This is a genomic window from Pseudomonas sp. LF-5, assembly GCF_037626295.1.
Lineage (GTDB): Bacteria > Pseudomonadota > Gammaproteobacteria > Pseudomonadales > Pseudomonadaceae > Aquipseudomonas > Aquipseudomonas monsensis.
Genome location: NZ_JARKMT010000002.1, coordinates 743287 through 762469, shown reverse-complemented (window position 1 = coordinate 762469; position 19183 = coordinate 743287). Strand labels below are relative to the sequence as shown.

Sequence of the window (19183 nt, the reverse complement as noted above, 5' to 3'; positions counted from 1 at the left end):
CCAGAGCCTGCCCTGAAACACCCCGGCAAGGCAAGCCCCTCGGCGTTCACCCGATCACTTAAAACAGCTCGCCTTTCGCAGCCTTTTCCAGCAGCAACGCCGGTGGGGCAAAACGCTCGCCATATTGCTCGGCCAGGTACTGCGCACGAGCGACGAAATCCTGCACGCCGTATTGGTTGATGAACTGCAGCGCACCCCCCGTCCACGCGGCGAAACCAATGCCGAAGATCGAGCCGACGTTGGCATCCGCCGTCGAGGTCAGCACGCCTTCCTCCACGCAGCGCACGGTTTCGATGGCTTGCACAAACAGCAGACGATCACGTACATCCTTCGGTGAAATCTGGCCATCAGCCTTCTCGAAGCGCGTCTTCAATTCCGGCCACAGATGTTTCTGAGCACCGGCCGGGTAATCGTAAAAACCACCGCCTGCGGCTTTGCCCGGACGCTTGTATTCGTTGAGCAGCAAGTCAATCACGGCGAACGCCGGGTGCTCAATCAGTGGTTTCCCTTCTGCCTGTAGGTCCTTGGCCGTCTGCTGGCGGATATGGCTCATCAGGCTGAGGGAAACTTCATCAGAGATCGCCAGAGGCCCGACCGGCATCCCGGCCTTGCGCGCCTCGGTCTCGATCATCGGCGCGCTCACGCCCTCGCCGAGCATAGCGATGCCTTCGTTGGTAAAAGTGCCGAATACCCGCGAGGTAAAGAAGCCGCGACTGTCGTTGACCACAATCGGGGTTTTCTTGATTTGCAGGACGAAATCGAAGCCGCGTGCCAGGGTTTCATCACTGGTCTGTGCGCCTTTGATGATTTCCACCAACGGCATTTTTTCCACCGGGCTGAAGAAATGCAGGCCGATGAACTTGCTTTGATCCGGCACTGCCTGCGCCAGCCCGGTGATCGGCAAGGTCGAAGTGTTGGAGGCAATCACCGCCGCGCTACCGACCACTTGCTGTGCCGCTGCCGAGACTTTGGCTTTCAGTTCTCGGTCCTCGAAAACCGCTTCGATGATCAAGTCGCAGCCGGCCAGATCGGCATCGCTTTCACTGATGCTGATCCGTGACAGCACCGCTTCGCGCTGCTCAGTCGTCATCTGGCCACGGGCAACTTTCTTGTCCAGTAAGGCCGCCGAGTGAGCCTTGCCTTTCTCGGCCGCTGCAAGGTTGATGTCCTTGAGCACCACTTCAATGCCGGCCGAGGCGCTGACGAACGCGATCCCCGCGCCCATCATGCCAGCGCCCAGCACGCCGACTTTTTGCGTCTTATACGGTGCGTAACCCTGCGGCCGTGAGCCACCGGCATTGATCTCGTTGAGCTGGAACCAGAAGGTACCGATCAGGTTTTTCGAAATCTGGCCGGTAGTCAGCTCGGTGAAATAGCGGGTTTCGATCAGGTGCGCGGTGTCGAAATCCACCTGAGCGCCCTCCACCGCCGCACACAGAATCTTCTCCGGTGCCGGCAGCGTGCCCTGGGTTTTCGTGCGCAGGATCGACGGCGCAATGGCCAGCATCTGCGCAACTTTCGGGTTCGACGGTGTGCCACCGGGAATCTGATACCCCTTCACGTCCCAACGTTGCACCGCTGTCGGATGGGCGACGATCCAGGCGCGCGCCTTGGCCAGCAGTTCATCGTGATCGGCGGCCAGTTCGTCGATCAGACCGGCCTGCAACGCCTGTTGCGGACGCACTTTCTTGCCCTCGAGCAGATACGGCAGCGCCTTCTCGATACCGAGCATGCGCACCATGCGCACAACTCCGCCGCCGCCCGGCAACAGACCCAGGGTCACTTCCGGCAAGCCGAGTTGTACCGAAGCGTCGTCAAGTGCCACCCGGTGATGACAGGCCAGGCAGATTTCCCAGCCGCCGCCCAGCGCCGCCCCGTTGATGGCCGCAACCACCGGTTTGCCCAGGGTTTCCAGTGTGCGCAACTGCCCCTTGAGGGTCAGCACCATGTCGTAGAAGGCTTTGGCTTCGGGCTTGCCGACCTTGATCAGCTCATTGAGGTCGCCGCCGGCAAAGAAGGTTTTCTTCCCCGACGTGATGATGACGCCAGCGAGCTGGTCTTTGTCCGCGACCAGTCGCGCAACGCACGCGGCCATGGCTTCGCGGTACACAGCGTTCATGGTGTTGGCGCTCTGGCCCGGCATGTCGATGGTCAGGACAACGATGCCGTCCTGAGCTTTTTCGTAACGAATGGCTTCGCTCATAACAAGGTTCCTTGAATTCGGGGCTCAGAGGCGTTCGAGGATGGTGGCAATGCCCATGCCGCCGCCGACGCACAGCGTCGCCAGGCCATAGCGCAGATGCCGCGCTTCCAGTTCATCGAGCAACGTGCCGAGGATCGCGCAACCGGTGGCGCCCAGCGGATGCCCCATGGCGATGGAGCCGCCGTTGACGTTGACCTTGGCCGGATCGACGGCCATGTCCTTGATGAACTTGAGCACCACCGAGGCAAACGCTTCGTTGACCTCGAACAGGTCGATGTCTTCAACACGCAGCCCAGCCTTGGCCAATGCCTTGCGCGTGGCCGGTGCGGGCCCGGTGAGCATGATGGTCGGATCGGTGCTGGTGACGGCCGTGGCGACAATCCGCGCCCGCGGTTGCAGGCCCAGCGCCCTGCCCTTGGCCTCGGAGCCAAGCAACATCAGCGCCGCGCCGTCGACGATTCCGGAACTGTTGCCTGGCGTATGAACATGGTTGATCCGCTCGACATGGCTGTACACCCGCAGTGCCGTCGCGTCGAAGCCCATCTGGCCGATCATTTCGAAACTGGGCTTGAGTTTGCCCAGCCCTTCAAGGGTCGATTCGGCACGAATGAATTCATCGTGATCGAGCAGGATGATGCCGTTCTGGTCCTGCACCGGCACCAACGACTTGTTGAACGAACCATCGGCCCGGGCCCGTGCGGCTTTCTGTTGCGAATGCAGCGCATAGGCGTCGACATCGTGACGGCTGAAACCTTCAAGGGTGGCGATCAGGTCCGCACCGACGCCCTGCGGGGTGAAGTGGCTGTGCAGATTGGTCTGCGGGTCCAGCGCCCAGGCGCCGCCGTCACTGCCCATTGGCACGCGCGACATCGACTCGACGCCACCGACCACCACCAGGTCTTCGAACCCCGAGCGCACTTTCATCGCGCCGAGGTTCACCGCTTCCAGTCCCGAGGCGCAGAAGCGGTTGATCTGCACACCCGCCACGCTGACATCCCAATCGGCCACTTGCACCGCCGTCTTGGCGATGTCCGAGCCCTGATCGCCAATCGGCGTGACGCAACCGATGACCACGTCATCGACCTGGCTGGTGTCGAGCGACGTGCGCTGCTGCAGTGCGGTCAACAGACCGGCCAGCAGATTCACCGGTTTGACGCTGTGCAAAGCGCCATCGGGTTTGCCTTTGCCACGCGGCGTGCGCAGCGCATCGAATATCAAAGCCTGGGTCATGACGTCCTCGAACCTGTGCGGTGAGTGATTGCTCGTGCCTCCACTCTTGGCCCGGACGCTCATGGATTCAATGACCACAGTGCTCAATGGCGTTGACGCACACGCTCAGACGGACGGTCATTGAGCAACGGGTGAACCGGTTCAGGTGCGCGAGTTGTCTAGCCAGCGGGCGGCAAAGAAGCTGGCAAAACGCCTCATGCCTTTTTAAGCACATTCAGCAGCAAGTTCATATGAAATGGATCTAAGCCAAGCGTGACGCGGGCCCTAAGGTAGAACATGTACGTCATGGTCGTCGGGTTTTGCCGAGGCCGACGTTCTTCAACAGGAAGTGCAGCGTTTGCCGTCATGGATATGCAGGCAAACATCAGGAAATAACAATAAAGGCGGTCAAGCCATGTTCAAACAACCAAAAGTTCGTCAAGCAGGGCTCATTCTTTTCGCCACGACGCTGTTGCTGATTTTGCCGAACCTGACCAAGGTCATTGGCTGAATCAAGCGACCGGCGCCCGTCATCGCCCATTAAAAATGTGCGTGGCCCGCTACCCGGGCCAGCATGGCTGTGCCAACCTTTGTGCACTTCCACGACATGGACGGCGATCATTTGAAGAATCTCATTGCGTTCGGGGCCTTGCTGCTGAGCCTGCCCTTGTCTGCCGCTCAGTTGGATCTGCAACTGGGCGCCCATACCCGCACCTGGCAGACCGAGGAGCTGCTCAAGCATCCTCTAGTGCAAACCCTGACGATCAAAAACGATGTGTCCTACAAAAAGGACATGACCTATCGCGCCGTGCCCGTGGCCGCGCTGCTGACCGGCATCAAACCTGACGATCATCTGCAAGCGGTAGCGCTGGACGGGTTTGCCGCCGAGCTGGCGGCCGCGCCGTTGCTCAATAGCAAAGGTGCACGGGCCTGGCTGGCCATTGAAGACCCGGCGCAGCCATGGCCGCCGCTGTCGGCGGGCAAGCACAGTGCTGGACCGTTTTATCTGGTATGGACGGATCCGCAGGCCGGTCATATCAGCCCGGAGCAGTGGCCGTTCGAAGTGGCGAGCATCAAGCGCATGGCTCCGGTGGCGGAGCGCTTTCCGGCGCTGTTGCCCGATGCCAAGCTGAAAGCAGATGACCCGGTGAATCAGGGGTTCGCCCTGTTTCAGAAAAACTGTCTGGCCTGTCACCGCCTGAACGGTGCGGGGGATGCGCAGTTCGGGCCGGATCTGAATATTCCGTATAACCCGACGGAGTACTTCGGCGCGGATTTCCTCAAGCGGTATATCCGCGATCCGCAGAGTTTGCGCCAATGGCCGCAGGCGAAGATGCCGGGGTTTTCGGCAGATGTGTTGCCGGAGAAGGATCTGCAGTTGCTGATCGGCTATTTGCAACACATGGCCGGGCGCAAGGTTAAGCCATAAGCAATGGGGTGTTATCACTGACCGCTTCGCTGGCAAGCCCCACAGGTTATCCGCCGACTCTGAAGCCGCGGTAATCCTGTGAGAGCTGGCTTGCCAGCGATAGCGGTATTGCAGTTATTGCTGTTGCACGGAGATAACCGGCGCCGGGGTGGGCGACACGAACACCTTCGCATGCATCTGTTCACAACCCCCGCCCCGACGCATCCCGCGTACCGGGCAGGCGTCCAGGTAATCGAGGCCTACCGCCAGTTTCAGATGACGCTCAGGGCGCGCCAGTTCATTGGTCACGTCAAAGCTGTACCAGGCGTCATCCAGCCAGGCTTCTGCCCAGGCATGGCTGGCCAGATGCTCGCAATCCTCGCTGTACAGATAACCCGACACATAACGTGACGGCACCCCGAGACTGCGCGCGCAGGCCAGAAACGCGTGGGTATGGTCCTGACACACGCCGGCACGTCCGGCAAACGCATCCGCAGCCCGCGTGTCGACTTCGGTGGAGCCCGGCGTGTAAGTCATGTGTTGATTCAAACCGTGCATCAGATCAATCAGCGCCGTGCGATCACGCCGCTGCTTGCAGGTTTTCGCCGCAAACGCACGCAGCGCCTCGTCCGCCTCGGTCAACCGGGTAAAACGCAGGAACGGCAGCGCCGACTGACTCTCATGTTCAGCCTCGCGCAATTCGTCGATATCGACCTGCCCTCGCGCGCCGATGATGATCGCTTCATGCGGCTCGTCCATGGTCAGCACGTGCAGGATGTTGCCGAACGGATCGAGTTGCGCACGCACCGGACGCGGCAGGTCGAGCTGCCAACTGAGTACATGCTGGCGCTCGCTGTCGTGGGGGGTCAGCCGCAGGTACTGGATGCTCGCCCGCACCTGATCTTCGTAGTGATAGGTGGTCTCGTGGCTAATGGAAAGTCTCATGCAGCCTCCAGGTAGGAACTGTGAATGGCGTTGCCCAACTGGCGCACCAGCGGGATGAATTCGGTCAGCCACGCGTGCAGGCCTTCCTCGAGAATTTCGTTGATGCCGGTGTAGCGCAGACGTGCGTCCATTTCCGCCGCCAGCCGTTGCGCCGGTCGACCATTGGCGCCGGGCAATTGCGCGAGGATCTGGTCGATCTCCTCGGTGCACGCACGCAGCGAACGCGGCACATCGGCGCGCAGCAGCAGCAACTCGGCGACATGCCGGGCGCCGGGGGCATCGCGGTAGATTTCGGTGTAGGCCTCGAACGACGACAAGGCCCGCAGCAATGCACTCCACTGGTAATACGCGTGGGCGGTGCCGTCGCTGACCGCTTCGGCCTGATCCCCGGCCATTTCATAACGCGCATCGAGCAGACGCAGCGTGTTGTCGGCGCGCTCGATAAACGTGCCCAGACGAATAAAGCGAAACGCATCGTTACGCATGATCGTGCCGTAGGACGCACCACGGAACAGGTGCGAACGCTCCTTGATCCACTCGCAGAAACGGCTCATGCCATAGCGGCTCAGGCCTTGTTCGGCGATCCCGCGAATTTCCAGCCAGGTGGCGTTGATGTTTTCCCACATGTCGGCGGTGATGCGCCCACGCACCGCATGGGCACTGGCCCGCGCTGCGCCGAGGCAACTGTAGATACTCGCCGGGTTGGCCGCATCGAGGGCGAAAAAGTGCAACAGGCGTTCGGCGTGCAGTTCGCCGTGACGCTCCAGGTAATCGTCGAGGGTGCCGGTGATCAACAGCGGCATGGCCAATTCGTGCAGACCATCGCCGCGACCGTCCTGCGGCATCAGCGACAACGAGTAACTGACGTCGAGCATCCGCGCGAGGTTTTCCGCCCGCTCCAGGTAACGCGACATCCAATACAGATCCGAGGCAGTTCTACTTAACATGGCAAGCTTCCTTCAATCCTCGACCACCCAGGTGTCCTTGGTTCCGCCGCCCTGGGAGGAATTCACCACCAGGGAGCCTTCGCGCAGGGCAACACGGGTCAAACCGCCGGGCACAACCCGGGTTTCGCGACCGGACAAGACAAATGGCCGCAGGTCGATATGGCGCGGCGCAATGCCGTTTTCGACAAAGGTCGGACAGGTCGACAGCGACAGCGTCGGTTGTGCGATGTAGGCGTGCGGCTTGGCCTTGATCCGCTCGCGGAACGCGTCGATTTCCGCGGTCGTTGCCGCCGGCCCGACGAGCATTCCGTATCCGCCGGAGCCCTGGGTTTCCTTGACCACCAGCTCCGGCAGATTGGCCAGTACGTGGGACAGTTCGGACGGGTTGCGGCATTGCCAGGTCGGCACGTTCTTCAGGATCGGTTCTTCGTCGAGATAAAAACGGATCATGTCAGTGACGAACGGATACACCGATTTATCGTCCGCCACCCCGGTACCGATGGCGTTGGCCAGCACGACATTGCCGGAGCGATAGGACGACAGCAGTCCCGGTACACCGAGCATCGAGTCGGGGTTGAACGCCAGCGGATCGAGGAACGCGTCGTCGAGGCGACGGTAGATCACGTCCACCGGTTTTGGCCCGTCGGTGGTGCGCATGAAGACTTTGTCGTCGCGCACGAACAGATCCGCGCCCTCCACCAGCTCGACGCCCATCTCCCGCGCCAGAAACGCATGCTCGAAGAACGCACTGTTGAAGCGCCCCGGCGTCAGCACCACCACGCTCGGGTCGTCGATGGGGCTGGAGCTTTTCAGGGTGTCGAGCAACAGATTCGGATAGTGGTCGATGGGCGCGATGCGCTGGGCGGCGAACAGCTCGGGGAACAGACGCATCATCATCTTGCGGTCTTCGAGCATGTAGCTCACGCCGCTCGGGGTCCGCAGGTTGTCTTCGAGCACGTAGTAAGTGCCGTCGCCATCGCGCACCAGATCGACGCCGGAAATGTGCGAATAGATATCGCGGTGCAGATCCAGCCCTTGCATCGCCAATTGGTATTGCTCGTTGGCCAGCACTTGTTCGGCGGGAATGATCCCGGCCTTGATGATGCGCTGCTCATGATAAAGGTCGGCGAGAAACATGTTCAGCGCCTTGACTCGCTGGATACACCCGCGCTCGACAATCCGCCATTCGCTGGCGGGAATGCTGCGCGGAATCGTGTCGAAAGGAATCAGGCGCTCGGTGCCCTGCTCGTCCCCGTAGAGCGTGAAGGTGATCCCGGCACGGTGGAACAGCAAGTCAGCCTCGCGTCGCCGTTGTGCCAGCAACTCGTCAGGCGTGTCGGCCAGCCAGCGCGCGAACTCCCGGTAATGCGGGCGAACCAGGCCGCCGGCATCGTACATTTCATCAAAATAGGTGCGGATCATGCCGTACTCCTTGTCACCCGGACCTACAGGCCTTCGCAAGGCCCGTGCCATCGGCATAAACGCTTTGATTTCAATCGGTTGGATAATGACGCCGCAGGCACCGCACCATTCCTGTGCGGCAAATGCCCCAACCTGATTGCCCCCGCTTCATTGCGACGCATTGCAGCGCCTATCACCAGCATAGTCAGAGTTGATTTCACTGCCCGGTGCCGGCTGCGGATAATCCGCGCATCCGCTGCACAATTTCCCTGGTGAAATGTTCAGCCCAACCAATCCGGACTGTGACCGCAGTCCCGCAGGCCTTAACCCTGACCGGTTTCCCCGGCTTATCGGTCTTCCCTTTCAGCCACCCTCTGCGGTGGCTTTTTTTTGCCCGCTTGAAATGTTTTGAAAGTAAAAGCAAAAGATCGCAGCCTTTGGCCGTTCCTGCGGGTGACTGTTGCAGGAGCTGCCGAAGGCTGCGATCTTTTGATCGTTGGAAACGACAACGGCCGACCCGAAGGTCAGCCGTTGCCCGATACCTGTAACCGGAGATCAGTTCAGACGATAGCGGTTGCGCACCTCCTGCTTGACGCCCCAGCCTTCGATGATGCCGCCCAGCGGCTCGACCACGGCAGAGAAACCCTGCTCGAAATCGCCAATGTCGTCATACGTTGCATACATCACTTTGCTCAATTCCAGCGACCAGGCGCCATCGTCGCGCGCACTGACCTGAGCATTGATGGATTCACCGCGAAACTTGCCTGCCGCCCTGCGCGCCCGCTCCTCGTCCGGGAAAATGGCGTAGAACTCGATGGGATGAAAACGGGAAAAATCGAACCCGCCTTCTTTCATGCGGCGCAGAACATTGCTGCTGATGTCTTCTTGATAGGCTGTGCTCATGAATCGTCCCCCTCAGATAGATGGATAGACTTTCCGTATTCCCGCCCCGGGCCTCTGGCCAAAGTACTGCGGCAACGTGGTTGCACGCGGGAAACAAGCATGTAGCTGACAAGACCAGACCTTAGCGATCCGTTCGCTGATCTCGCTTGCAGAGTAGCCCCAAGATAGAGCCGCTGCCAAGGCCTGGTGCTTCAGGTGACAAGAAGAATTTCAGATTGGCGTGATGCTACGGATTTCGATGCTGTTCTGGCTTTTCAGGCTTTTGACACCGGCATCGGCGGTACGCCCTTCCAGATCGTTCAGATCCAGTTCGGCGGCGACAGGAAGCAACCGCGCCTTGACCATTCGAGCGGCCTCGTCATCACTGGGGCATTCCGCCTGCTCGAACACCTCATCGACAATTTCACCATGATCGTCCACGAAAGTGACTTTCCACTTTTGCATCGGTGCCTCCTCGATCAAACCCGTAAATGGGCTTACTTCTATCTCGACTTTTCGCGAGATTGATCGTTCAAAAGGAATACATCTGCCGAACATGAAAAAAACATCACGTTGGGGGTTGGAAAACTTTTGGGCCGAGGGGATTTATCCCCTCGCCACAGACAATCCCTTCACTCAGTCAGTCGTTGCTTGGCTTGTTGATCGCCTGCAGCACGTACTGCGGCAAGGCGAACGCGCCGATGTGGATTTCCGGGTTGTAGTAACGAGTGACGATGCCGCTGCCAATAAAACGCTGTTGCAGGGTTTCACGGCTCAACTTGCGGTAGGCCGGGTTGGTCGAACCCCAGGCGAAGGTCATTGAACCGCCGATGTAGGTCGGCACGGCGGCCTGATAGAAATGCCAGTCCGGAAACAGGCTGCGCAGGCGACCGGCGGTGGTTTTCACTTCGTCGATCTGCATGAACGGCGTGCCGTTCTGGGTCACCAGGATGCCGCCCTCATTCAGGCAACGGTGGCAGGCCTGGTAGAAATTCTCCGAGAACAGCACTTCGCCCGGACCAATCGGGTCGGTGGAGTCCGAGATGATCACGTCGAATTTTTCCGTGGTGGTGGCGACGAAACGCATACCGTCGTCGATCACCAGGTTCAGCCGTGGATCGTCGTAAGCGCCTTTGGAGTGGTCCGGCAGGAACGTTTTGCACATGTCGACCACGGTGCCGTCGATCTCGACCATGGTGATGTGCTCGACGCTGGCATGTCGGGTCACTTCGCGCAACATGCCGCCGTCGCCGCCGCCGATGATCAGCACGCGCCTGGCGGTGCCGTGGGCGAGGATCGGCACGTGGGTGAGCATTTCATGGTAGATGAATTCATCGGCTTCGGTGGTCTGGATCACGCCGTCCAGCGCCATCACCCGGCCCATGCGCGGGTTCTGGAAAATCACCAGGTGCTGATGTTCGGTGCGCACTTCGTGCAGGAGTTTTTCCATGCGAAAACGCTGGCCATAACCTTCATAGAGGGTTTCCAGGTACTCGCTGGTCTTGGTGACGGTCATGGTCAGGTGCTCCGAGGAATGCGCAGGCGCCCATCATGCTGACGATTGCCCGGGAAAGGCGCGCATTTTACGTTGCCAAAGATGACAGGTCGAACCTCGGCTGATCGGCAATCTGCATAACCTTGTGGGAGCAGGCTTGCCAGCGATGCAGTCAACACGGTCTCTGCGTGACCCCGCTGCGATGCTATCGCTGGCCAGCCAGCTCCCACAGGTTATGGGGTGATTTCAACGTTGTGGCTAGATCCGCACGTTGCCTCGCGGCCCGGCAATGGCCCAGATGATCAGGCCCAGCACCGGCAGGAGGATGATCAGCAGGACCCAGAGGATTTTCATCCCGGTCTCGGCGCCGCTTTTCAGCACGTTGATGATGGCCCAGATGTCGAGGGCAAGAATGATCAGGCCGATCAGACCGTTGAACGTGGAACCCATGGTGTCGCTCCAGAATAGTGGCATGCACTTTTAGGATAGACGGTCGCGCGCAGGGTTCCCTTTTATTGCGTTCAGACGTGAATGGCGACTTTCAAGGCTTCCAGTGACGGCGCGGCAGCAATGCCGACCTCGGCACACAACTCCAGCACCCGAGGCACGTCGTTGCCGTAGACCAGCACCACTTGCAGCTCGTCGTCGAGCAACTGGCTGAAGTTCATCAGCGTGTACCCGCCGTTCTCCTTGTTCAGGCTGCTCATCTGCACCTGGATGCGATTGAGTGCGGTCAACGCTTCGGTCTTGGCCAGTTGCTTGGGCTTGAGGTTGAAGTCCACGCCCGGGCCGAACGACGCGACAATCTGCGCGAACAGGTCGACATAGGTGTCGGCCTGGAACAGCACGGTCTCCGGCAGGCTGCCGACCACTACCCACTCGCCTAGTGGAATCGGGAAAGTGTCGTCGTAGTTGATGTCCGGGTTGGCGGCCAGAAAAGCGTCGGCATCGGCGTAGGCCTGAGCGGCTTCGTCGGCGACGTTAAGGATCTCGTCCTCGCCCATGCAGCCGGAGCTGATTTTGCTGATGAGTTCGACGAGCGCGGCTTTCATGGGGGCGGATCCTGTGGAAGGAGAAATTTGAGGGCGCGAAGGATAGCGCATTCTTTAGCGCACCCGACACCTGTGGCGAAGGAGCTTGCTCTCGCTGGGGTGCAGAGCAGCCGAAAAAACAATGGGCTCACCCTGTTTGCCAGCGCTGCGCACTGGAGCGGGAGCAAGCGCCCTCGCCACAGAGTTTCGACTGTCCTCAGGCCAGCAGTTTTTCCAGCTGCGCCGTGGTGTCGACCGCGCCCATGGTCCGGGCGGCATCCAGGGCGGTGATGCCATTGGCATCCTTGGCTTTCGGATCGGCGCCTTTGCCGATCAGGTAATCAACGATTTCAACACGGTTGAACATCGCGGCCATCATCAGCGCAGTCCGGCCATCAAAGGACGAACCTTCAATCTCGGCACCCGCCTCGACCAACGCCTTGACCACCGCCAGATCGCCCTTGAACGCCGCACCGGCAATCGGGCTCTGGCCGTTGCCATTGCGCAGTTCCGGATCGGCCTTGTGTTTCAGCAGCACCTGCACCGCCTCGATATGGCCGTAGTAACTGGCCAGCATCAGCAAGGTATCGCCCTTGCTGTTTTTCAGGTTCACCGGCAAACCCGCGCTGATCAGTCGATCAAGCATCAGCGCGTCACCTTCGCGCGCCTTGTTGAAAACCTGCTCGGTAAATTCGGCAGCTTCTTCTGGGGTCATCTGGCGGCTTTGGTCAGACATGGGCAACTCCACTTTCGGTCAATCAGAAAGGCGACAGTTTCCCGAGCGTGACGAAGCCTGTCACCCCCTTTTTCTCAAGATTACCTATAGCCAGAATCAATAGCGGTATTTGCCCTGATGAATTCCAGCCAACACTTCATCGGTGACCTGCACATAGGTATCGGTGCCGGGCAGCCAGGCAAAAACCGGATCATCGCCCGTCTGGCCGGGATCGAAGCCTTCATTTTTCAGGCGGGTTTTCTGGTACTTGAACGTGCCGGTGGTTTCCATTTTCACCTTCACCCGCAGGAACAACGGTACCGCGTAGGCCGGCATGCGCTGGCGGGCAAACGTCAGCAACTCGGCGAAATCCAGGGTGGCGAGGGATTCTGCCGGGGTAATCGCAGCCATGCCGGCGCGTCCGTTGGTGTTGCGGATTTCCACGCCATAGGCCACGGCCTCGGAAATGTGCGGATGTTGCAGCAGCAGGTTTTCCACTTCGGTGGTCGAGACGTTTTCACCTTTCCAGCGATAGGTGTCGCCCAGACGATCGACAAACTGTGCATGACCGAAACCGATATTGCGCAACAGATCGCCGGTGTTGAAAAAACGATCGCCCTTGCTGAAGACATCGTGCAGCACAACCCTGGCGGTCTTCTGCGGATCGGTGTAGCCATCCAGTGGCGCTTTTTCGTCGATGCGCGCCAACAGCAGGCCCTGCTCGCCCTTGCCGACCTTGCGCATGAAACCGTCGTCGCTGCGCAGCGGCTCGCCGCTGTCATGATCGTAGGCTACCAACTCCCAGGCCATCAGCGAGAAGCCGATGGTGTTGTCGAAGTTGAGGATGTTGGTGAAGCCGATATTGCCATCGCTCGCGGCGTACAGCTCGCAGATATGCTCAACGGCGAAACGTGTCTTGAACTCGGCCCACGCCCCGGGGCGCAAGCCGTTGCCGATCATCTTGCGCACGTCGTGGCGACTGTCATCGTCGCTGGGCGGTTGATCGACCAGATAACGGCACAACTCGCCGACGTAGCCAAGGGTGGTAGCCCGATATCGGCGCACATCGTTCCAGAACTGGCTGGCGCTGAATTTGCGCCGGATCGCGAAGCCCGAAGCGCCATTGATTGCCGAGCCCCAGCACACGCAGAGGCCGGTGGCGTGGTACAGCGGCAGTGTGCAATACACCACGTCGTCGGGCTGCATGTTGAGCGCGATCATGCCGAAACTGGCCGAACTGCGCATCCAGCGCCCGTGTTTGAACACTCCGGCCTTGGGCAAACCGGTGGTGCCGGAGGTGTAGATATAGAAACACGGGTCGTCGTAGAACACTTGCTGGCTGCTCGGCGGATTGACGCTGGAGGCGTCAGCACTGGCGCTGATCAGATTGACGTACCCTTCGGGCGCAATACCCGGATGGCTGTAGGTGTCCTGATCCGCGACAAACCAGGTGCGTTGCGCGGCGATTGATACCTGTGCGCGTATGGCGGCGAACGCCGGCAGCAACTCCTCGCCGACGACAATCGCCACCGGCGTCACCAGATTCACGCTATGAATCAGCGTGTCACGGGTTTGCGAGGTATTGAGCAACGCGCTGACGGCACCGACCTTGGCCAGGGCAAGAATGGTCACCAGCAATTCCGGGCGGTTGTCGATGAACACCGCCACCACGTCGCCCTTGCCAATGCCCTGCCCGCTCAGATAATCGGCGATGCGGTTGGCCCACTGGTTGACCTGGGTGTAGGTCAGCAGCACGTCGCCCTGCATTAACGCCGGGCCTTCGGGATTGCGCAGGGTCGCTTGTTCGAATGTCCAGCCCAGGCCACAGCTTTGGGTCGGGTCCGTGACGTTGGCCGCCTTCATGCCCTTGACCACCCGCGGGATGGCCTTGGCGATCATTGGCAGTTTGCGGAGCATCATGCTCCAGGTAATCGTGTCGCTTGGCGCGTGACGCATGGAAGCTCCCCGTTCGGCCTTTGGCGCTGGCCGGTGTTTTTATTGTCGGGCAATCGCTTGCTCTGACCGCCGCATTCGAACGAGGGTCGAGGCTGAAAATACGTCAGCGCTTCTCGGGCTGTACACGCGGTTTTTGCAATGTTTTGTATCCGCAACCGCGAAAGAGACGGCCGTGATCCTGGTACACCCGATTGGTTCCATTGGATCGTGCAAGATCCCGCAAAATGCAGGATGCACGATGGCCATTCATGCAGATTGCACGACGCCAGGAAAATTTATTCTTTATAAGTTACGGATTTATAAAGGATTTTATTTTTATAAATACTGGCACAATCACTGCAACCTCCTCTGCATGCTTGCCATTCAAGTGCATACGGAGCTGAAAGACATGAGCCTGATCCAAGAAAAATTTTCCTCGCTGTTCTCCAACTTCGAAGTCGCCACCGCGCCACGTCCCGATGGCGGGATTCTGCTGACCCTGCGCAGCAACGACGGCAAAGTGTTCAAACGCGCACTCACCTATCAGCAAATGCATAACGCCGACCAACTGTCGTGGGCCATCAGTGCCATTCGCCGCGATCTGGCGGAACAGGCCAGCGAACTGCCGCAAATTGCCATGCTGCAGAGCCAGCAGCGTTTCGCCCTGCCGACGTATCACTCGCTGTAAACATTCAAACGCATTAAACAAAACAGGCCGGGCAGCTTTCACTGCCGGCCTGTTTTTGTTTTTGTGCCATGCAAAAAACCTGTGGGAGCGCTGCGTGCTCAGAAGGCTTCCGGTTCGATGCCGGTGAAGCTGTCGACTGAGACGTGTCCTTCCAGCTCCCCTCCCTCGCGGGCCAGGCCGCAGGTCTGCAAACCGGCCGCTTGAGCAGCGTCGAGCTCCTGGACGATGTCGGACAGGAACAGAATCTCCCCCGGTTCAACGCCAATCGCCTGTTGAATATTCGTGTAGGACTGCGCCTCGCGCTTGGGCCCCGAGGTGGTGTCGAAGTAGCCACTGAACAGCGGCGTGAGGTCGCCCGCCTCCGAGCAGCCGAAAATCAGTTTCTGCGCCTGGACCGAGCCGGACGAATACACGAACAGTTGATAGCCCGCCGCGTGCCATCGTTGAAGTGCTTCAACGGCATCCGGGTAAACGTGGCCCTTCAACTGCCCGGCCTGATAACCCTGCGCCCAGACCATGCCCTGCAACGCTTTGAGTGGCGTGGCCTTGCGGTCTTCGGCGATCCAGCTCAAGAGAATTTCAATCACCCGTTCAACATCGGCCTGTGGCTCGTTGCTGTCACGGCGCACGGCGGCGATCTGCTCGGCGACATCGGCACGCCCGGCGTTCTGCCGCACAAAGTCCGGCAGGTGCCGGGCCGCGTACGGAAACAGCACGTCGAACACAAAACTCACCGCACTGGTGGTGCCTTCGATGTCGGTAAGAATGGCTTTGATCGACATCGGTTCAATCCTCCAGGCGCGGGAAGCGCCCGGCGATGTCTTCACCAGTGAAATTCGCTACCCAGCCTTCCGGGTTGTTGAACAGGCGAATCGCCACGAAATGCGGGTGCTCGCCCATGTCGAACCAATGTCGGGTACCCGCCGGCACCGAGATCAGATCGTTCTTTTCGCACAGGACGGCGTAGACGTAATCGTCGATGTGCAACGTAAACAGTCCACGGCCAGCGACGAAAAAGCGCACTTCGTCTTCGCCGTGGCGATGTTCTTCAAGGAATCTGGCGCGCAGTTCGGCTTTTTGCGGGTGATCGCTGGTGAGGCTGATCACGTCGACGGTGATGTAACCGCGCTCGGTCATCAGTTTGTCGATCTGCTCCCGATAGGCGCTGATCACTTCTTCCTCGGTCGCCCCCGGCTGGATTTTCGCCGCCGCTTGCCAGCGGTCGAAACGCACGCCCTGCTCGGCGAGCGTCGAGGCGATGTCTTCGAAATGGGTCAGCACCTTGTTCGGAAGGTCAGGGCTGGAAACGTGATAGACGGACAGGCTGCTCATGGGCAATTCCTCGGTATCGGCCTTGCCGTCCGGTTCTTGCAGACCGGTCGGGCAGTGCATTTCATCAGGCGAAGGGCTGCTTCTGGTGAAGTCAGCCTTGGCGGTTCATGACGCTGCGGGTTTTCAACTCGCATTCAAACAGGAATTCAAAGGCCTCGATCTGCCGCAGCGCGTCGCTCATCTGCGCGCCCCAGGTGTAGAGGCCGTGGCCGCGAATCAGGTAACCGACGCAATCGGGATGGGCGTCGAGCCAAGGCTGCACCTTGGCGGCGAGGCGCGCAATGTCCTGATCGTTGTCGAAAATCGGCACGCGCACCCGGGATTCGTGGGTCGAAATGCCGCTCAAGGCTTTTTGCAGTTCGTAGTCTTCGAACTCGATGAAGTCTTGCGGCGTCAGGCGCGACAGCACGGTGGCGTTCACCGAGTGGGTGTGTAATACGGCGCCGATCTCCGCGCGCCAGCTATAGAGCTGGGTGTGCAGCAAGGTTTCAGCGGACGGCTGTTTGCCCGGTTCCAGACTGTTGCCGGACAGATCGGTGGCCAGCACGTCGTCCAGACCCAACTGGCCCTTGTGCTTGCCGGATACGGTCAGCAAGGCTTCGCTCGGCGACAGACGCGTCGAATAATTGCTGCTGGTGGCTGGCGACCAGCCGCGACCATAAAGAAAACGCCCGGCATCGACGATTTGCCGGGCGAGTTGTTCACGCGTAAGGCTCATGGCCTGTCCTCTTGCATTCGTATGGCAATGATAACGGCAGCAGCGAGCGCCGCGAGGCTGGCGATACTAAAGGTTAATGTCGCGCCGAGGACGTTCCAGCTGTAGCCGGAATACAACGCTCCCATTGCACCGCCGGTGCCGGCCAGCGCTGCATACAGCGCCTGGCCCTGCCCTTGCTGGCGCGCACCGAAGCTACGTTGCACGAACGCGATGGCAGCCGCATGAAAGCTGCCGAAGGTCGCCGCGTGCAACACCTGCGCGAACAACAGCACCCAGAGGAATTCGGCGAACGAACCCAGCAGCAACCAGCGCAGCGCCGCCAGCAGAAAACTCGCCAGCAGCACCCGGCGCAGGGAAAACCGCGCGAGAATCCGGCTCATGAACATGAACATCAGCACTTCGGCGACCACGCCCACGGCCCAGAGCATGCCGATCACGCCACGGCTGTAACCGAGCCGTTCAAGGTGCAGGGTCAGAAAGGTGTAATAAGGCCCATGGCTCAACTGCATCAGCGCGACGCAGCCGTAGAACGCCAGCACGCCAGGATTGCGCAGTTGCTTGAGGAAGCCCTCCCCGCTCGGGCGATTGCCTTGCGGCGGTTGCGCGTTAGGCACCCACAGGCTGCTGAGGACGATGCCGGCCATGATCAGCACCAGCGCCGCCGGGTAGATGTCGAGGCTCAGCCACTCGAACAAGCGCCCCAGCGCGACCACGGTGATGATGAAACCGATTGAACCCCACAGACGAATCTGGCTGTAGCGAGACGTCTGCCCCTGCAAGTGCGCGAGGGTGATGACTTCGAATTGTGGCAACACCGCGTGCCAGAAGAACGCATGCAGCGCCATGACCATCGCCAGCCAGGCGTAGGTCTTGCTGACGAAGATCAGCGAAAACGTCAACAGCGTGCACACCGCGCCGAAGCGCACGATGGCCAGGCGTTTGCCGGTGTAATCGCCGAGCCAGCCCCAGATGTTCGGCGCCACGCAGCGCATCAGCATCGGGATGGCGACCAGTTCGCCGATACGTGCAGCGCTGAAACCGAGATGATCGAAGTACAGCGCCAGGAACGGCGCTGTCGAACCGAGCAAGGCGAAATAGAACAGATAGAAACTGGACAGCCGCCAGTACGGGAGCGCCGCCACGCCGGTTATGCCGCAGCGGCTTTGAGATCACCCATCAAAGCTGACCCAGCACCGGGGTGCTCACGCGCACATCGGCGTTCTGCCCACGATGGCGCAGCAAGTGGTCCATCAGCACGATGGCCATCATGGCTTCGGCAATCGGCGTGGCGCGGATACCGACGCACGGGTCGTGACGGCCCTTGGTGATCACGTCCACCGGGTTGCCGTGGATGTCGATCGAACGGCCCGGCGTGGTGATGCTCGAGGTCGGCTTCAACGCCAGATGCGCGACGATCGGCTGACCCGAGGAGATGCCGCCGAGGATGCCGCCAGCGTTATTGCTGAGGAAACCTTCCGGGGTCAGCTCATCGCGGTGCTCGGTGCCGCGCTGGGCGACACAGGCGAAACCGGCGCCGATTTCCACGCCCTTGACCGCGTTGATGCTCATCAGCGCGTGGGCCAGTTCGGCGTCGAGACGGTCGAAAATCGGCTCGCCGAGGCCCGGCATCACGCCTTCGGCGACCACGGTGATCTTCGCCCCCACCGAGTCCTGATCACGGCGCAACTGGTCCATGTAGGCTTCCAGCTCTGGCACCTTGTCCGGATCCGGGCAGAAGAACGCATTCTCTTCCACCGAATCCCAGGTCTTGAACGGGATTTCGATCGGGCCGAGCTGGCTCATGTAGCCGCGAATGACGATGCCCTGGGTGGCCAGAAACTTCTTCGCAATCGCACCCGCTGCCACGCGCATCGCGGTTTCGCGCGCCGAGCTGCGACCGCCGCCACGGTAGTCGCGTTCGCCGTACTTGTGGTGGTAGGTGTAGTCAGCGTGAGCCGGGCGGAACAGATCCTTGATTGCCGAGTAGTCCTTGGACTTCTGGTCGGTGTTACGGATCAGCAGGCCGATCGAGCAACCGGTGGTGCGCCCTTCGAACACGCCGGAGAGGATTTCGACTTCGTCGGCTTCCTGACGCTGGGTGGTGTGGCGGCTGGTGCCCGGCTTGCGACGATCGAGGTCGCGCTGCAGGTCTTCCAGCGAAATCTCCAGGCCCGGCGGGCAGCCGTCGACAATGGCGACCAACGCCGGACCATGGCTTTCGCCCGCGGTGGTGACAGTGAACAACTTGCCGTAGGTATTGCCGGACATGCAGGA

Annotated in this window: 19 protein-coding genes; 2 read left to right on the top strand and 17 right to left on the bottom strand. The window is 60.2% G+C overall.

The genetic code is table 11. From position 1 onward, the window contains the following. Positions 1–58 precede the first annotated feature (58 nt). Together PseuLF5_RS10730 and PseuLF5_RS10725 are read right to left on the bottom strand one after the other, a co-directional pair. Positions 59–2203, bottom strand: a complete 2145-nt coding sequence (locus PseuLF5_RS10730; RefSeq protein ID WP_340133468.1) for a 3-hydroxyacyl-CoA dehydrogenase NAD-binding domain-containing protein — start codon at positions 2201–2203, stop codon at positions 59–61. Between the two features lie 24 nt (positions 2204–2227). Beyond that, the gene (locus tag PseuLF5_RS10725; RefSeq protein WP_123467352.1) at positions 2228–3433 is read right to left on the bottom strand and encodes an acetyl-CoA C-acetyltransferase; all 1206 of its coding nucleotides are present in this window, start codon (positions 3431–3433) and stop codon (positions 2228–2230) included. A gap of 586 nt (positions 3434–4019) precedes the next feature. Here PseuLF5_RS10725 and PseuLF5_RS10720 point away from each other — a divergent pair. Then, positions 4020–4841: a c-type cytochrome gene (locus tag PseuLF5_RS10720; protein WP_186747608.1), complete on the top strand. Its 822-nt coding sequence runs from the start codon at positions 4020–4022 to the stop codon at positions 4839–4841. 114 nt (positions 4842–4955) lie between these two features. Here PseuLF5_RS10720 and PseuLF5_RS10715 read toward each other — a convergent pair whose 3' ends face one another. The 10 genes from PseuLF5_RS10715 to PseuLF5_RS10670 form a co-directional block, all read right to left on the bottom strand. Then, positions 4956–5765: a transglutaminase family protein gene (locus tag PseuLF5_RS10715; protein WP_123467354.1), complete on the bottom strand. Its 810-nt coding sequence runs from the start codon at positions 5763–5765 to the stop codon at positions 4956–4958. Continuing rightward, entirely contained in the window at positions 5762–6712 is a 951-nt protein-coding gene (locus tag PseuLF5_RS10710; protein ID WP_123467356.1) for an alpha-E domain-containing protein, read from the bottom strand. Before PseuLF5_RS10710 ends, PseuLF5_RS10715 begins: the two co-directional genes overlap by 4 nt. 12 nt (positions 6713–6724) lie before the next feature. Further along, positions 6725–8134 carry a circularly permuted type 2 ATP-grasp protein gene (locus tag PseuLF5_RS10705; protein WP_123467359.1) on the bottom strand — a complete coding sequence of 470 codons (1410 nt, stop codon included), beginning with the start codon at positions 8132–8134 and terminating at the stop codon, positions 6725–6727. 534 nt (positions 8135–8668) lie between these two features. Next, the gene (locus PseuLF5_RS10700) at positions 8669–9016 is read right to left on the bottom strand and encodes a ribonuclease E inhibitor RraB (RefSeq protein ID WP_003223226.1); all 348 of its coding nucleotides are present in this window, start codon (positions 9014–9016) and stop codon (positions 8669–8671) included. A 210-nt stretch (positions 9017–9226) separates the two neighbouring features. Beyond that, entirely contained in the window at positions 9227–9460 is a 234-nt protein-coding gene (locus PseuLF5_RS10695; RefSeq protein WP_123467361.1) for a hypothetical protein, read from the bottom strand. A gap of 175 nt (positions 9461–9635) precedes the next feature. Continuing rightward, positions 9636–10511, bottom strand: a complete 876-nt coding sequence (gene speE, locus PseuLF5_RS10690) for a polyamine aminopropyltransferase (protein ID WP_340133464.1) — start codon at positions 10509–10511, stop codon at positions 9636–9638. 237 nt (positions 10512–10748) lie between these two features. Further along, the gene (locus PseuLF5_RS10685; protein WP_003223221.1) at positions 10749–10940 is read right to left on the bottom strand and encodes a PLDc N-terminal domain-containing protein; all 192 of its coding nucleotides are present in this window, start codon (positions 10938–10940) and stop codon (positions 10749–10751) included. A 71-nt stretch (positions 10941–11011) separates the two neighbouring features. Then, complete coding sequence (locus PseuLF5_RS10680) at positions 11012–11542, bottom strand: hypothetical protein (RefSeq protein WP_123467366.1); 531 nt, start codon at positions 11540–11542, stop codon at positions 11012–11014. Between the two features lie 196 nt (positions 11543–11738). Beyond that, a complete protein-coding gene (locus PseuLF5_RS10675) occupies positions 11739–12257 on the bottom strand; it encodes an ankyrin repeat domain-containing protein (RefSeq protein ID WP_267804595.1) in 519 nt (172 codons plus the stop codon). Positions 12258–12353: 96 nt separating this feature from the next. After that, positions 12354–14192: a long-chain-acyl-CoA synthetase gene (locus PseuLF5_RS10670; RefSeq protein ID WP_267804593.1), complete on the bottom strand. Its 1839-nt coding sequence runs from the start codon at positions 14190–14192 to the stop codon at positions 12354–12356. Positions 14193–14580: 388 nt separating this feature from the next. Between PseuLF5_RS10670 and PseuLF5_RS10665 the strand changes: the two genes are divergently transcribed. Next, positions 14581–14859: a DUF3509 domain-containing protein gene (locus tag PseuLF5_RS10665; RefSeq protein WP_123467373.1), complete on the top strand. Its 279-nt coding sequence runs from the start codon at positions 14581–14583 to the stop codon at positions 14857–14859. Between the two features lie 98 nt (positions 14860–14957). Here the strand turns inward: PseuLF5_RS10665 and mtnC are convergent, their stop codons facing one another. The 5 genes from mtnC to aroC form a co-directional block, all read right to left on the bottom strand. Beyond that, positions 14958–15641 (bottom strand): acireductone synthase, encoded by a 684-nt coding sequence (gene mtnC, locus PseuLF5_RS10660; RefSeq protein ID WP_340133462.1) that lies wholly within the window; start codon positions 15639–15641, stop codon positions 14958–14960. Positions 15642–15645: 4 nt separating this feature from the next. Further along, the gene (locus PseuLF5_RS10655; RefSeq protein ID WP_128616530.1) at positions 15646–16191 is read right to left on the bottom strand and encodes a 1,2-dihydroxy-3-keto-5-methylthiopentene dioxygenase; all 546 of its coding nucleotides are present in this window, start codon (positions 16189–16191) and stop codon (positions 15646–15648) included. Positions 16192–16282: 91 nt separating this feature from the next. Continuing rightward, positions 16283–16909, bottom strand: coding sequence for a methylthioribulose 1-phosphate dehydratase (locus PseuLF5_RS10650; protein ID WP_340133459.1), 627 nt, complete (start codon positions 16907–16909; stop codon positions 16283–16285). Beyond that, positions 16906–18051, bottom strand: coding sequence for an MFS transporter (locus tag PseuLF5_RS10645; RefSeq protein WP_267804590.1), 1146 nt, complete (start codon positions 18049–18051; stop codon positions 16906–16908). Before PseuLF5_RS10645 ends, PseuLF5_RS10650 begins: the two co-directional genes overlap by 4 nt. Positions 18052–18085: 34 nt before the next feature. Next, complete coding sequence (gene aroC / locus PseuLF5_RS10640; RefSeq protein WP_064586714.1) at positions 18086–19177, bottom strand: chorismate synthase; 1092 nt, start codon at positions 19175–19177, stop codon at positions 18086–18088. Positions 19178–19183 lie beyond the last annotated feature (6 nt).

Bases quoted from the DNA above. Each gene is read 5' to 3' on its own strand.
- mtnC (WP_340133462.1), bottom strand. From the start codon at position 15,641: ATGTCGATCAAAGCCATTCTTACCGACATCGAAGGCACCACCAGTGCG.
- PseuLF5_RS10655 (WP_128616530.1), bottom strand. From the start codon at position 16,191: ATGAGCAGCCTGTCCGTCTATCACGTTTCCAGCCCTGACCTTCCGAAC.
- PseuLF5_RS10710 (WP_123467356.1), bottom strand. From the start codon at position 6,712: ATGTTAAGTAGAACTGCCTCGGATCTGTATTGGATGTCGCGTTACCTG.
- PseuLF5_RS10670 (WP_267804593.1), bottom strand. From the start codon at position 14,192: ATGCGTCACGCGCCAAGCGACACGATTACCTGGAGCATGATGCTCCGC.
- PseuLF5_RS10720 (WP_186747608.1), top strand. From the start codon at position 4,020: ATGGACGGCGATCATTTGAAGAATCTCATTGCGTTCGGGGCCTTGCTG.
- PseuLF5_RS10730 (WP_340133468.1), bottom strand. From the start codon at position 2,203: ATGAGCGAAGCCATTCGTTACGAAAAAGCTCAGGACGGCATCGTTGTC.
- PseuLF5_RS10725 (WP_123467352.1), bottom strand. From the start codon at position 3,433: ATGACCCAGGCTTTGATATTCGATGCGCTGCGCACGCCGCGTGGCAAA.
- PseuLF5_RS10650 (WP_340133459.1), bottom strand. From the start codon at position 16,909: ATGAGCCTTACGCGTGAACAACTCGCCCGGCAAATCGTCGATGCCGGG.
- PseuLF5_RS10700 (WP_003223226.1), bottom strand. From the start codon at position 9,016: ATGAGCACAGCCTATCAAGAAGACATCAGCAGCAATGTTCTGCGCCGC.
- PseuLF5_RS10705 (WP_123467359.1), bottom strand. From the start codon at position 8,134: ATGATCCGCACCTATTTTGATGAAATGTACGATGCCGGCGGCCTGGTT.
- speE (WP_340133464.1), bottom strand. From the start codon at position 10,511: ATGACCGTCACCAAGACCAGCGAGTACCTGGAAACCCTCTATGAAGGT.
- PseuLF5_RS10685 (WP_003223221.1), bottom strand. From the start codon at position 10,940: ATGGGTTCCACGTTCAACGGTCTGATCGGCCTGATCATTCTTGCCCTC.
- PseuLF5_RS10680 (WP_123467366.1), bottom strand. From the start codon at position 11,542: ATGAAAGCCGCGCTCGTCGAACTCATCAGCAAAATCAGCTCCGGCTGC.
- PseuLF5_RS10665 (WP_123467373.1), top strand. From the start codon at position 14,581: ATGAGCCTGATCCAAGAAAAATTTTCCTCGCTGTTCTCCAACTTCGAA.
- PseuLF5_RS10675 (WP_267804595.1), bottom strand. From the start codon at position 12,257: ATGTCTGACCAAAGCCGCCAGATGACCCCAGAAGAAGCTGCCGAATTT.
- aroC (WP_064586714.1), bottom strand. From the start codon at position 19,177: ATGTCCGGCAATACCTACGGCAAGTTGTTCACTGTCACCACCGCGGGC.
- PseuLF5_RS10715 (WP_123467354.1), bottom strand. From the start codon at position 5,765: ATGAGACTTTCCATTAGCCACGAGACCACCTATCACTACGAAGATCAG.
- PseuLF5_RS10695 (WP_123467361.1), bottom strand. From the start codon at position 9,460: ATGCAAAAGTGGAAAGTCACTTTCGTGGACGATCATGGTGAAATTGTC.